The following is a 12390-nucleotide window of genomic DNA, read 5'->3' as shown; positions in this document are numbered from 1 at the left end:
AAAGAATCAGTTGATGGGGGCCGGGCCGAGCTCTTCAATGAGCTTCTGCATGGCGACGTAGGCCTTGTTGCGGTAGGCGATGAGTTCGGGCGTGCGCTCGGCGGGGACGTTGAGGAAGCCGGCGCCGGTCTTGGTGCCGAGCTTGCCTGCTTCCACGAGGTCCGACAGGATCTTCGGCGTCGCGAAGCGTTCCGGGAAGCCCGTCTGCAGCGACTTGTAGCAGAAGTTGTAAACGTCCAAACCGGCCATGTCCGCAATGGCGAACGGACCAAAGAACGGCAAGCGGAAGCCGAACGTCGTACGCACCAGGGTGTCGACGTCGTCCGCAGTTGCGATGCCCTGCTCCACCAGCTGCGCGGCTTCGTGGAACAGCGCGTACTGCAGGCGGTTGAGCACGAAACCGGTGACATCCTTGACGACGGCGGTCTGCTTGCCGGCCGCATGGACCAGCTCGCGGGAGGCTGCAACCGTTGCCGCGGAGGTGCCGGCGTGCGGGATGACCTCGACGCCGGGAATGAACGGCGACGGATTGGAGAAGTGCACGCCCAGGAACCGCTCCGGGTTGGTCACGGCTTCGGCAAGGGACGAGATGGAAATGGTGGAGGTGTTGGAACCAATCACGGCCTCCGGGCGGGCCGCGGCGCTGATCCGGGCGAGGGTCTGGTGCTTGATCTCCAATACCTCGGGAACGCATTCCTCGATGAAGTCCGCATCCGAAACGGCTTCCTCAATGTCCTTGGCGGCCCACAGGTTCTGCTTCAAGATCTCCGTGGCGCCTTCGGGGAACAGGCCGTCCGCGATGAACTGGTCCGATTCCTCCAGCAGGCGGTCGTAGTTCTTCTGCGCCACTTCGGCGGACACGTCCGCAAGCGCAACACGTGCGCCGCCGAGCGCCAGCACCTGTGCGATGCCGCCGCCCATGTAGCCGGAGCCTACGACGGCGATCTTCCGGGCTTGGGTGCCTTCAGTTGCTTCGGGATTGGTCATGATCAGACTGCCTTCGTGTAATCGGGCTCGTACGAGCAGATGGCGTCCACCTTGGCGGCGGAAGATGAGGTTTCATCGAAGCGGTGGTCGAGCCACTCGCCAACGAGCTTCTTGGCCAGTTCCAAGCCAATCACCCGCTGACCGAGCGTGAGGACCTGGGCGTTGTTGCTGAGGACGGACCGCTCCACGGAGTAGCTGTCGTGGGCTGTGACGGCGCGGATGCCGGGGACCTTGTTGGCTGCGATGGCCACACCAAGTCCGGTTCCGCAGATCAGGAGTGCCCGGTCGGCTTCGCCCTCGGCCACCTTCCGGGCGGCGTCGACGGCGACGTGCGGGTAGGCAGTGGAGTCGTTGGGGCCAACCCCCACGTCGGTTACGGACGCCACGCGCGGATCCGCTTCCAGCAAGGCCACGAGTGCCTGCTTGTATTCAACGCCGGCTTCGTCGTTGCCGACGATAATGCGCCAGCCTTGGGTGTTGCTCATGTTCAAGCTCCGTTTCCGGCCGGTGCCGCTGAAGAAGCGGTGGCCAGTTGTGCGTCGATGAAGTGCGAAATCCTGGCGGTGATCAGTCCAAAGGAGACTGCACCGGGATCGGCATGGCCAAGGCTTTTTTCCGCGAGGGGACGCGCCCGGCCCCTGAGCGGCCTGAGTCCGGCGGTTCCGGCGGCAGCGGACTCGGCGGCCGCAGCAGCAACTGCCAGGGCCCGGTCAACTGGCGCACCGCCGTCGAGCTCGGCCAGGAACGCGTCCCGGAATGGCAGGAGCGCGTCAACCATGGTCTTGTCCCCGGGCTCGGCCTTGCCCAGTTCCGTGATGGCCCGGACGAAGGCCTTCACCGCGGCGGCTGCGTCCTCCGACGCGTACGTTTCGCGGTTTCCGAGCGACTGCCCGGCCGCGATGACTGCCGAACCCCATAGGGCTCCGGACGTCCCGCCGGCCCGCTCGCTCCAGGCCTCGCCGGCTGTCGTCAGGACGCGCGCCACCGAAGAACCGCTCGCAGCCTCGCCGGCCGCCGCAGCAGCATCGACGCCGCGGCGCATGCCGATACCGTGGTCGCCATCGCCGGCGATCGCATCCAGCCTGCCGAGCTCCTCAACATGTTCGACGACGACGTCCCGCACCTGGGCGAGAATCGCCACGGCCTGCCGCCCGAGTTCAGCGGCAGCGGGGGTGGGAAGTTCGACGTCGGCTGTTTCGGCGTCGTCGATTGCTGCCTCGGCGCGAGGTGCGCGGGGCGCCATGCTGCCCTTGCGGAAAGCAGGCGTGTCAGCTGGGGCAGCCCAATATTGCTCAAGCTCCTCGTCCAACCACAGCAAGGTCAGCGACAGTCCGGACATGTCCAGGCTGGTCACCAGCTCACCGCACTCGGGCTCAACAACAGTGAGCCCGGCGGCCGTGAGCAGCTTCTCGACCTTGCCGAACAGCAGAAAGAGTTCGTCGTATTTCACAGTGCCCAGGCCGTTGACGATGGCGACCACGCGGTCCCCGGCGTCATCGGGCTTGTCGTTGAGGAGCTTTGAAACAAGGAGTTCGGCCAGCTCGGAGGCGGTGGGCATCGGGTGCTCGGAGATGCCCGGCTCGCCATGGATTCCCAGACCCAGCGACATCTGTCCGGCCGGTACGTGGAACAGCGGGTCAGCGGCACCAGGGAGCGTGCACCCGTCAAAGGCCACACCGAGCGAACGCGTCCGGTAGTTGGTCTTGATGGCCAAACGCTCGACGTCGTCAAGGTCCAGTCCCGCTTCGGCGGCTGAACCGGCGATCTTGAAAACGGTGAGGTCCCCCGCGATGCCGCGGCGTTTCTCGAGCTGCTCGATCGGAGCGCTGGCGATGTCGTCCGTGACGGTGACAGTGCGGGTTTCAATGCCTTCTGCGTTGAGCCGGAGCTGTGCCTGCCCGAAATGCAGGACGTCGCCTGCGTAGTTGCCGTAGCTGAGCAGGACACCGCCACCGGCGTTGGCCGCCTTGGCTACACGGTAGACCTGGCCGGCCGCCGGAGAGGCGAACATGTTGCCGCACGCCGAACCCGTTGCAAGGCCTGGGCCTACCAGCCCGGCGAAGGCCGGGTAGTGTCCCGAACCGCCGCCAACCACCAGCGCGACTTGCCCCTTGGGGACTTCGGTGGATCGGACCACGCCACCATCGACGCGTGCCACGTAGCCGCGATTGGCGGCCACGAAACCGTCCAGGGCTTCATCGGCAAAGTCTGCCGGGTTGTCGAAGATCTGGGTCACTTCCTAGACTCCTGCGAATTCGGTCGCGGGCTGCTGGCGTCCCTGCGCAACCTGGCTCTGTCCGTGTGCATAGCCGTCCGTCTTCGGAAGGACGTGCCTGCGGAGGTAGTCCTGGTTGCTGGCCGTGACGCTCAATCCGTCGCCGCCGTAGTGCTCGGTGCAGAGGATGCCCTGGAAGCCCACGGACAGCGCGAGCTTGAAGGCCTCGCGGTAGTTGATCAGTCCGCTTTCCATCGGGGCCGGCATGGTGATGTAGCTGTCGCGGGCCACGTCTTCGTCGCGGATGTAGTTCTTCATGTGCCAGTAGTTGGAGTACGGCAGCGTCTTGGCCACCATCTCGCGCCAGTCCTCGATGGGCCGGTGGAGGCGGATGAGGTTGCCGAGGTCAGGGTTAAGGCCCACGTTGTCCAAGCCGATGTCCTGGACCAGCTGAACGGAGGAGTCGGCGGTGCCGAGGTACGTGTCCTCGTACATTTCCAGGGAGAGCAGGATGCCTGCCTCTGCCGCGTGCTTGCCGAGTTCACGGATACGGGAGACGGCGTTGCCCCACACTTCCTTGTCCCCCACCGGATCCTTGTAGCCCTCTACGGTCCAGAACCACAGTTGCTTCTGCTGCTCCGGGGTGATGGCCTGATGGAGTCCGAACGACACCACTTCGCAGCCGAGCTCCGCGGCGGCGTCGATGGTGCGGTGGCTGTAGGCCAGGTTGTCGGCCCAGTCGGTGGCGTGGATGACGCTGCGGCGAATGGCGGAGATCACCGGTACACCGATGCCTACCTGGTCCGCCGTCTGCTTGAACTCGGCGAGGCGTTCCTTGCTGAGGTCACCGGGACGAACCCAGCTGTCGGTCAGGTCCGCGTTGGCGAAACCTGCCTCCTTCACCTCCTGGAGGACTGACTCCCAAACGGAAGCATCGGCGTCGTTGACGTGCTGCCCCGCAGCGTCGGTGCCGGGGAACTGCAGGAGGGCCGCGGTGATGGGCCAATTCTCGGCGGTGTACGCCATGATGATCACTCCTTCGTGGAATCCTGTTTCCTATAGGATTTACGATCAATCGAGAGCTGTCAACCCTTTTCGTGAAACTTCCTAGATCCTATATGTCTTACATATGTCTGTGAAGGGGGTCACCTGTGTGCGTGGGCGGGTGCTGGAGTGCGTGGGTGGGTGCCGGTGCGCGGCGCACCACTTCCCGCCGAGCGCACCCGTAACCACGGGCGCACCCGGCGCAAAAGGGTGCGCCACCATGCCGAACTGGCGCCCCGAACACCCGAGTGGAGGCTTAGTCCTCCGGAGCGTCCGCCATGGCCCGCCCGCGGACGTTCTCCACGTGGTCGGTCATCATTTGGGCGGCCTTCTCCGGGTCGCCACTGGTCATGGCGTCAAGCACGGCCTGGTGCTCAGCGATGGCTTGCTCCGCGTCAGTAATGCCCACTCCCCCGAAAAGCCGGAACCGCTGGATCTGGCCGCCGAGGGTGTTGTAGGCCGCCAGAAGGAACTGGTTGTTGGCCTGTGCGGCGATGAGTTGATGGAAGCGTTCGTCTGCTTCGAGGTAGCTGCGATACTCGGCAAACGTCCCTCCACGCGGAGCGGTGGTCAGGTCTTCGACGGCTTGCTTCAGTGCATCCAAGCCGTCGGGCGTCATACGTGTGCAGGCCAATCGAGCATTGACCGGCTCGATGGACAGCCGGGCCTCCATGAGCTCGGCGAAGTCTTCGCGGGTGAAAACGGGGGCCACCCGGTACCCCTTAAGCGCCACGCGCCGGACCATACCTGTGTGCTCCAGCCTGGCCAACGCTTCCCGCACCGGCGTGGGCGAAACGTCGAGTTCGCGAGCCATCCCGTCGATGCTCACTGCCGCTCCGGGTTCCAGCCTGCCGTCCATGAGCCATTCCAAGAGGGCTTCGTAGACGTGGTCGGCCAGTACTTGGCGGCTGACGGGGAAGCCAGCACGGCCAGCGGACGGGGAAGGATCAGCCATGCCACAAATCCTATAGGAACGCGGGCACCTGACCGGGTCACATTCCAAGTAGCTCGCATTAGTGGTTGTTTTCAGGGCTCAGAACAACCACTAATGCGAGTCAGTTGGGTGGTTTTAGCTCGCGTAAAACGGGTAGTCCGTGTACCCCTCGGCGCCGTCGGCGTAGAACGTGGCGGCGTTCGGCTCGTTGAGCGGCAGGCTGTCGCGCCAGCGACGGGCCAGGTCCGGGTTGGCGATGGCCGGGCGGCCAACCACCACGGCGTCGGCAAGGCCGTCTTCGATGATGGCGAAGGCCTCATCACGCGTGGTGATCTCGCTGAAGCCGGTGTTGACCAGGAACGTTCCGTTGAAGCGTTCGCGGAGATCCTGGACCAAAGTGCTCTTGGGATCGTGGTGCAGGATGCTCAGGTAGGCCAGGTTGAGCGGGGCGATGGTGTCCACCAGGACCTCGTACGTTGCACGGACGTCTGCGGGATCAGTCTCAGCAATGCCCTGCACATTGTGCTCCGGGGAAATCCTGATGCCCACGCGGTTGGCGCCCAGTGCTTCCACCACGGCGTTGACGGTCTCGATCACGAAGCGGGCGCGGTTCTCCGGGGATCCGCCGTAGCTGTCGGTGCGGACGTTCGAGTTGGGGGCAAGGAATTCGTGCAGCAAGTACCCGTTGGCGGAGTGAAGTTCCACGCCGTCGAATCCCGCCTCGATGGCGTTCTTGGAAGCGGTGACGATCTCCTGGATGACACCCGGGAGTTCGTCGGTGCGGAGTTCGCGCGGCACCGGGTAGGCCTGCTTGCCGTTGGGGGTGCGGACTTCACCTTCAATGGCGACAGCGCTGGGGCCCACGATCTCGTGGCCTCCTGTGATGTCGGCGTGTGAGACACGGCCGCCGTGCATGACCTGCGCGAACATGCGGCCACCCTCGGCGTGAACGGCGTCGGTGACTTTCTTCCAGCCGGCGATCTGTTCCTCAGTAACGAGTCCGGGCTGGCCCGGGTAGGACTGGCCCGCAGGTATCGGGTAGGTTCCCTCGCTGACGATCAGTCCAAGGGAGGCCCGCTGGCGGTAATGCTCGGCAATCAACGAACCCGGAACACCTTTGTCACCTGCGCGGAGGCGCGTCAGGGGTGCCATCACCAGTCGGTTGGAAAGTTCAAGCTCGCCGAGGGCCAGAGGGGAAAACAGCATGCGCAGTTCCTTTCAGAGTGAAACAGGTTCACCCTCCCCAACTGGGCGGCGTCTGCAACTATTCCCGTTGAGTGTCAGATCACACGTCAGCGTCAGCCCGAGGAGGCTCGATGGTCCCCAGTGCCTCCCCTACTCTGACGAGGAACGATGCGCCGAACTCTTGCACGGGACCTGGATTCACGGCGAATGGGGCCTTCACCACCGTTTCCATGGTGAACCGACAGCCCCCAGCAGTCGGCTCCAGAAGGTACGTCGTCCGAAATGACGCATCGCCTGGGGGCTCTATTCGCTGGGTGACAGCAGAGTGCTCTGGAATCTCGCTCACAACTTCGATGACGGAGACGAACCCGTTGCGATAGACGAAGCGTTGCTGTTCGCCTGGCCCATCGGGAGTGCCCGGTACCTTGCTTGCCTCAATCACGTCGCCATCACCGAAATACAGTGCGGCCTCAGCGGGCCGTATGAGAGCCCACACCGCGGATGGGGGATACGGGTACTCTGCGGAAACCGTGGTGCTGGATGTCTGTTCCGGAAGTGGCTCCCTCACCGTGAGTCGGCGGCGGGCCCGGGCTTCGCTTTCCGGCAGTCCGAGGTAAACGAGGAACGCCAGCAAGCCAGCGCAGCCAGTGGCCAACGCGACGACACCACTCGGGTCATCGGCACGCATCCGCATCACGCCAAAGACGCCCAGCAACAGGAGGACGGCCACCAAGAGAATGCCCAGCAAAGCATGCAACAGATTCTTCACGAAACAACAGTGGCATAGGCGTCCCCCACTCAGGGGGAGAAACCCAACTGACTGGCGGTAGAGATTCTGGTCCTAAGCCGTCAAAGCAACGCGCAGGTGGAGCGGATTAACGCAGCTTTGCCTGCTTCAGCGCGTCGTCGAAGCATTCACAGAGCGCTAGGACCGCAACGAGGTGTGCCTCCTCGGCATGGGCGGGATCGGTGTCGACGCAGATCGCTTCATTCACCGATCGGGCGAGGTCCTTGGACTCCTTGCCAGTAAGGGCCCACACCTGGGCGCCTGCGGATTTCGCGGCGGCAGCAGCGTCGCGAAGGTCTTCGGTGATTCCCTTGGCAGCAAGGAGGACCACGATGTCGCCGCGGCGCACCTGACTTGAGACCTGGGCGTGGATGCTTCCGGCATCACCGGCGCCAGGGCTGGCGTTCTTGCTGATCGAAATCGCCTTGAACCCGGACCCGTCCAGGGGGTCGTGGGCCGCCAACTCGGCAGTGAACCTCTGGGCCTCATGGGCCGACCCGTCACTGCCGGCGGCGAAGACGCTGCCACCACGACGCCGCACACGGGCCAGCTCCTCACCCCATTCGGCGAGCCTGGAAGACTCGCGCCGCAGGGCTGCCACGGCCGGACCGATTTCGCCCAGATGGCCCAGAACAACGTCCACTGCATGCCGGGTGGCCTTCGACTTCGTAGAGGGCACCGCTTCACCTGTCCGCTTCGCCTCGATGCTCACTTCCTGCCTCCGTTTCCGTGGTGAAAACTATGCGTTCCGTTCAGTATCACGCGTGGGACCGGCATCGCGCCCGGAACGGTCCCGCGTTAGAGACTCGCCCTCGGCGGCATGTGCACTGTCAGGTGCCGGACGTGCGGCCGGGTCCAGCTTGTCGGCGTCGCGAAGGTGCTCCTCCACGCGCTGATTGGCTTCATTGGCACTATCCGCATGCCGCTCCGCTTCGCGACGGAGTTTGGCGGCATCGGCTTCGGCCTGCAGCGCATCAGCTTCAGCCCGTGCCGCCTCGGCCTTCGCCTGGTGTGCCCCGACCGCTTCCTCATCCGCCTTTTCGCGCAGCTCGGCTGCATGCAGGCGATTGACCTCGGCCTTCTTGCGTCGACCCATCATGACCGCCACGATGACGGCCGCTATGACCACTACGGCCACCACGATGATCAGCACCACTTGTCCCGTGTCCATGCGGATTACCTCCCTGGTGAGCGGCTTTTAGGGGCGCCGCTCGTGACCCACACTGGTAATCCGTCGTCCGGCAGCCCCCAAAGAATGGCTTACCGAACAATGGTGTCCTCAACAATGGGGTCCTCAGGCCGGCAACTCCATCCGGAAGCCACACCGGCACTGGAGCACCCGGGTCTTCAGATAGACATCGAGCAGGCCGTCCTCCACGTCTTCCGTGGAGAGGGGTGCGTACACGCTCCGGGCTGACGATGTTGAGTAGCGCATGGGTTCGCCGCAGTGGAAGTACTCGCCCCCGAATTGCAGCAGGCCTGCCCCGTTTCCGTTCCGGTTGAGAACCGCGGCTACCTCATGGAATGCTGCCGTGCGCGAGTACGACTGTTCGCAGGTCATGCACGTATAGGCCACTGATACCAGGAGCTCGCCTGAATGCGGCTCGATGGACTCTATGGTTTGCAGGTCCAAATGATCCGCAGACTGGCAGCGTGGGCACCTGAGGGCTTCCGCCTGAGGACGCGATGCCCCTCCCGGAACCAGCGGGTTTTTCATGGTGGACAATGTGATCACTCCTCGGTCAACGCTGGCCGACAACTCTCCCCTCGTTAATATCGTAACTAATACTCAGATTGCTTACTAGTTTCATTTTCGAGCCAAGGATCGCAGCACTCAGGAAGTACCCAGAATTGCTCGTTAGTCTAGTAATTGTCAGTGTTGGACTAATTCGAAGGAGCGCCCATGGGACTCGGAGACAAGATCAGCAACAAGGCCCAGGAAGTCACCGGCAAGGCAAAGGAAGCCTTGGGAGACGCCACAAACAACGAGAAACTGCAGGCGGAAGGCGTCGCTGACCAAGCGGCCGCCAAGACCAAGCAGGCCGGCGAGAACGTCAAGGACGCCGCAAAGGACGCCTTCGACAAGTAAGCCCCACAGCACCAACCACATAGCCAAACGCCCCGGCCTCCATCAACGGAGGCCGGGGCGTTTGCGCGTCCCGACTACTTCTGCGCCGGCAGCACCAGCTCGCCCGACTTGTCCGTGGACAAGGCGAGGGACGAGATGTACCGGGGTTCGCCGTCGGGCCCGTCCTGACCTGACCGGAGCATGTCCGGGCGTTCGAACTCAAGACCCGTCACGTGGCAAAGGAGCTTCGCGTCGCTCGGGTTCCCGTCGGCGTCGAACATCGGCAGGTCTATGCCGTCGTCGCTGCGTCGCAGGTAATAGCGGCCCTTGGTCGCCAAAGCCAACACGGGCGGCAGCACCAGGGCAAGGCCCACGGCGAAGATCGGCGAGAACGGCTGGACATCGGAACCGAAAGCTCCAAAGAACACTGCGATGGAGACACCTGCGGAGGCCAGCATAGACACGAAACCCACCGGGTTCACGGCGTAGAGCATGCCGCGGCGGAACTCAGGAACCTTCGGCGAGATCTTCAGCAGGTACTTGTTGATCGCGATGTCCGAGGCCACCGTGACTACCCAGGCCATGGCGCAGTTGGCGTAGAAGCCCAGGATGGTGTTGAGGAACTCGAACATGTTCGACTCCATGAGGATCAGCGCGATCACCAGGTTGACCACCACGAACACCATGCGGCCCGGGTAGGTCTTGGTGATACGGGTGAAGGAGTTGGTCCAGGCCAGCGAGCCGGAGTAGGCGTTGGTGACGTTGATTTTGATCTGCGAAATGACCACCAGGACCACTGCGAGCGTCATGGCGAGCCAGGCCGGCATCATCTCTTCGTAGACGCCCAGGAACTGGTGGACCGGCTCATTCGCTGAGGAAGCGGCTGTGGGGTCGAGCTTGGCAATGAGGTAGATCGCGATGAACAGGCCGATGATCTGCTTGATGGCACCGAAGATGACCCAGCCCGGCCCCGCGAGGATCACCGCACGCCACCAGGCGCCCTTGTTCTCGGCGGTCTTGGGCGGCATGAAGCGCAGATAGTCGATCTGCTCGGCGATCTGCGCCATGAGGGACAGACAGACGCCGGCGGCCAGCATAACGGAGGCCAGGTTGGGTCCGCCTTCGCCGGAAGCACCGGTGAACGCGAAGAAGGCATCGATGCTCTCGGGGTGGGACAGGAGCAGGTAGCCCACCGGGACCACCATCAGCAGCAACCACAGGGGCGTGGTCCACACCTGCAAGGTGGCCAGCGTCTTCATCCCGTAGATCACCAGCGGAATGATGATGATGGTGGATACGGCGTAACCAATCCACTGCGGGATGCCGAGGCCCAGCTGCAGGCCCTGCGCCATGATGGAGCCTTCAAGGGCGAAGAAGATGAACGTGAAGGTGGCAAAGATGATGTTGGTGACCACGGAGCCGTAGTAGCCAAAACCCGAGCCACGGGTGATGAGGTCGAGGTCGATGTTGTACCGGGCTGCGTAGTAAGCCAGCGGGAATCCTGTAGCGAAGATGATCACCGCGGCGACGATGATGCCGAAGATCGCATTCACCGTTCCGTACGCGATGCCGATGTTCGCACCAATGGAGAAGTCGGCCAGGTAGGCGATGCCGCCCAGGGCGCTGGTCGCCACGACACCCGCGCTCCACTTCCGGTAGGAGCGCGGCGCGAACCGGAGGGTGTAGTCCTCCAGGCTCTCCTTCGCGGCGCTCATGGCATCGGCGTTGCCTTGCGCCGTTGAAACGGAGCCGCCGATTCCGACGGCGGTGCGCACCGCCGTCGTCGGCTCCAATGTTGCCGTACTCGTCTTGTCGTCACTCATGCGTGGTCGCTTTCGTCCGGGGAGGGTGCCTCGCCCACGACGCTAGCCACGCAGCGCGTCAATTCCGTCACGTCCATGTTTCACAGCTGTAACTTCTGCACCAGCCGCCCCGCGCACGCAGCACCAAAATCCAGCGCCATGGTTTGTGCGCACCCCACAAAATTGCCCGTCACCAGCACGGATACCGTCAAGGACATGACCACCCAACCACCCCGGGGAACCCGGGAAAGTACTGGCTACGCCATCCTTCACACTGCCCGCGAGCAAGTTTTGGAACGCGGGGAAGGCCTGGATGAGGGCCAGCTCGTCGAGATTCTGGAGCTCCCCGACGACGCCATCCCCGCGGCCCTGCAACTCGCCCACGAGGTCCGCCTCAAGCACTGCGGCGAGGACGTGGAGGTGGAAGGCATCATCTCCATCAAGACCGGCGGCTGTCCCGAGGACTGCCATTTCTGCAGCCAATCGGGACTGTTCGACTCCCCCGTCCGCGGCGTGTGGCTGGATATCCCGGAACTCGTGAAGGCAGCCAAGGAAACCGCCGCAACGGGTGCCACGGAGTTCTGCATCGTGGCCGCTGTCCGTGGCCCCGACATCAAGCTCATGAACCAGATCAAGTTCGCGATCGACCGCATCAACGAAGAAGTGGACATCAACATCGCCTGTTCCCTGGGCATGCTCACGCAGCGGCAAGTGGACCAGCTGGCCGAGTGGGGCGTGCACCGCTACAACCACAACCTCGAAACGGCCCGGAGCTACTTCCCCGAGGTCGTCACCACGCACAGCTACGAGGAACGGCTGGAAACCTGCGCCATGGTCAAGGCTGCCGGCATGGAATTGTGCTGCGGCGCCCTGATCGGCATGGGTGAGTCGTTGGCGCAACGCGCGGAACTGGCCGCCCAGCTCGCCGCCCTTGAACCGCACGAGGTCCCCCTGAACTTCCTCAATCCCCGCCCCGGCACGCCACTGGAGAACCAAGGAATCATGGACGGCAAGGACGCCCTCCGAGCCATCGCCGCGTTCCGTTTGGCCATGCCGCGCACCGTGCTCCGTTACGCCGGCGGCCGCGAACTGACCCTCGGGGACCTCGGCACCCGCGAAGGCCTGCTCGGCGGAATCAACGCCGTCATCGTCGGGAACTACCTCACGACGCTGGGCCGGCCTGCCAACGCCGACCTCAACCTCCTGGTGGAGCTCAACATGCCCATCAAGGAATTCCAGAAGTCGCTGTGACCACGGCAACCGTAGCGGCTTATTGCGGACACTGCGGCGGTGACAGCCCGACGTCGGACCCTCACCCCAGCTGCCAGCAGCAGTTGGCGATGGAGCCGCCCCGCTACTGCGCGCAGT

General features: G+C 63.8%; 13 protein-coding genes. 2 read left to right on the top strand and 11 right to left on the bottom strand.

All coding sequences use genetic code 11. The features are described 5' to 3' along the window. Positions 1 to 6: 6 nt before the first annotated feature. The 10 genes from ACFRJ9_RS21275 to ACFRJ9_RS21230 all read right to left on the bottom strand — a co-directional run bounded on the left by ACFRJ9_RS21275 (position 7) and on the right by ACFRJ9_RS21230 (position 8869). The gene (locus ACFRJ9_RS21275; RefSeq protein ID WP_377672188.1) at positions 7 to 987 is read right to left on the bottom strand and encodes a 3-hydroxyacyl-CoA dehydrogenase family protein; all 981 of its coding nucleotides are present in this window, start codon (positions 985 to 987) and stop codon (positions 7 to 9) included. A gap of 2 nt (positions 988 to 989) precedes the next feature. Continuing rightward, positions 990 to 1472, bottom strand: coding sequence for a ribose-5-phosphate isomerase (locus ACFRJ9_RS21270; protein ID WP_377672186.1), 483 nt, complete (start codon positions 1470 to 1472; stop codon positions 990 to 992). Between the two features lie 2 nt (positions 1473 to 1474). Beyond that, complete coding sequence (locus ACFRJ9_RS21265) at positions 1475 to 3223, bottom strand: dihydroxyacetone kinase family protein (protein WP_377672184.1); 1749 nt, start codon at positions 3221 to 3223, stop codon at positions 1475 to 1477. Positions 3224 to 3226: 3 nt separating this feature from the next. Further along, positions 3227 to 4228, bottom strand: a complete 1002-nt coding sequence (locus ACFRJ9_RS21260; protein WP_377672182.1) for a sugar phosphate isomerase/epimerase family protein — start codon at positions 4226 to 4228, stop codon at positions 3227 to 3229. 274 nt (positions 4229 to 4502) lie between these two features. Then, the gene (locus ACFRJ9_RS21255; RefSeq protein WP_377672179.1) at positions 4503 to 5201 is read right to left on the bottom strand and encodes a GntR family transcriptional regulator; all 699 of its coding nucleotides are present in this window, start codon (positions 5199 to 5201) and stop codon (positions 4503 to 4505) included. Between the two features lie 114 nt (positions 5202 to 5315). After that, the gene (locus tag ACFRJ9_RS21250) at positions 5316 to 6386 is read right to left on the bottom strand and encodes an alkene reductase (RefSeq protein WP_377672177.1); all 1071 of its coding nucleotides are present in this window, start codon (positions 6384 to 6386) and stop codon (positions 5316 to 5318) included. A 79-nt stretch (positions 6387 to 6465) separates the two neighbouring features. Then, positions 6466 to 7134 (bottom strand): SRPBCC domain-containing protein, encoded by a 669-nt coding sequence (locus ACFRJ9_RS21245; RefSeq protein ID WP_377672175.1) that lies wholly within the window; start codon positions 7132 to 7134, stop codon positions 6466 to 6468. A 106-nt stretch (positions 7135 to 7240) separates the two neighbouring features. Then, positions 7241 to 7864 (bottom strand): SIS domain-containing protein, encoded by a 624-nt coding sequence (locus ACFRJ9_RS21240; RefSeq protein WP_377672173.1) that lies wholly within the window; start codon positions 7862 to 7864, stop codon positions 7241 to 7243. Positions 7865 to 7891: 27 nt separating this feature from the next. Further along, positions 7892 to 8323: a hypothetical protein gene (locus tag ACFRJ9_RS21235; protein WP_377672170.1), complete on the bottom strand. Its 432-nt coding sequence runs from the start codon at positions 8321 to 8323 to the stop codon at positions 7892 to 7894. A 123-nt stretch (positions 8324 to 8446) separates the two neighbouring features. Continuing rightward, positions 8447 to 8869, bottom strand: coding sequence for a hypothetical protein (locus ACFRJ9_RS21230; RefSeq protein WP_377672264.1), 423 nt, complete (start codon positions 8867 to 8869; stop codon positions 8447 to 8449). A 186-nt stretch (positions 8870 to 9055) separates the two neighbouring features. On the opposite strand from ACFRJ9_RS21230, the gene ACFRJ9_RS21225 reads away from it, so the two are divergent. Continuing rightward, a complete protein-coding gene (locus ACFRJ9_RS21225; RefSeq protein ID WP_018777112.1) occupies positions 9056 to 9241 on the top strand; it encodes a CsbD family protein in 186 nt (61 codons plus the stop codon). A 74-nt stretch (positions 9242 to 9315) separates the two neighbouring features. Here ACFRJ9_RS21225 and ACFRJ9_RS21220 read toward each other — a convergent pair whose 3' ends face one another. Next, positions 9316 to 11043, bottom strand: a complete 1728-nt coding sequence (locus ACFRJ9_RS21220) for a purine-cytosine permease family protein (protein ID WP_377672168.1) — start codon at positions 11041 to 11043, stop codon at positions 9316 to 9318. A 195-nt stretch (positions 11044 to 11238) separates the two neighbouring features. On the opposite strand from ACFRJ9_RS21220, the gene bioB reads away from it, so the two are divergent. Next, positions 11239 to 12273: a biotin synthase BioB gene (gene bioB, locus ACFRJ9_RS21215; protein WP_377672166.1), complete on the top strand. Its 1035-nt coding sequence runs from the start codon at positions 11239 to 11241 to the stop codon at positions 12271 to 12273. The last annotated feature ends 117 nt before the right edge of the window (positions 12274 to 12390 follow it).

The sequence above is a fragment of the Paenarthrobacter sp. NPDC056912 genome (assembly GCF_042786555.1).
Lineage (GTDB): Bacteria > Actinomycetota > Actinomycetes > Actinomycetales > Micrococcaceae > Arthrobacter.
This window is presented reverse-complemented; position numbering and strand designations above follow the sequence as displayed.

Bases quoted from the DNA above. Each gene is read 5' to 3' on its own strand.
- ACFRJ9_RS21230 (WP_377672264.1), bottom strand. From the start codon at position 8,869: ATGAAAAACCCGCTGGTTCCGGGAGGGGCATCGCGTCCTCAGGCGGAA.
- ACFRJ9_RS21225 (WP_018777112.1), top strand. From the start codon at position 9,056: ATGGGACTCGGAGACAAGATCAGCAACAAGGCCCAGGAAGTCACCGGC.
- bioB (WP_377672166.1), top strand. From the start codon at position 11,239: ATGACCACCCAACCACCCCGGGGAACCCGGGAAAGTACTGGCTACGCC.
- ACFRJ9_RS21275 (WP_377672188.1), bottom strand. From the start codon at position 987: ATGACCAATCCCGAAGCAACTGAAGGCACCCAAGCCCGGAAGATCGCC.
- ACFRJ9_RS21235 (WP_377672170.1), bottom strand. From the start codon at position 8,323: ATGGACACGGGACAAGTGGTGCTGATCATCGTGGTGGCCGTAGTGGTC.
- ACFRJ9_RS21260 (WP_377672182.1), bottom strand. From the start codon at position 4,228: ATGGCGTACACCGCCGAGAATTGGCCCATCACCGCGGCCCTCCTGCAG.
- ACFRJ9_RS21255 (WP_377672179.1), bottom strand. From the start codon at position 5,201: ATGGCTGATCCTTCCCCGTCCGCTGGCCGTGCTGGCTTCCCCGTCAGC.
- ACFRJ9_RS21250 (WP_377672177.1), bottom strand. From the start codon at position 6,386: ATGCTGTTTTCCCCTCTGGCCCTCGGCGAGCTTGAACTTTCCAACCGA.
- ACFRJ9_RS21270 (WP_377672186.1), bottom strand. From the start codon at position 1,472: ATGAGCAACACCCAAGGCTGGCGCATTATCGTCGGCAACGACGAAGCC.
- ACFRJ9_RS21220 (WP_377672168.1), bottom strand. From the start codon at position 11,043: ATGAGTGACGACAAGACGAGTACGGCAACATTGGAGCCGACGACGGCG.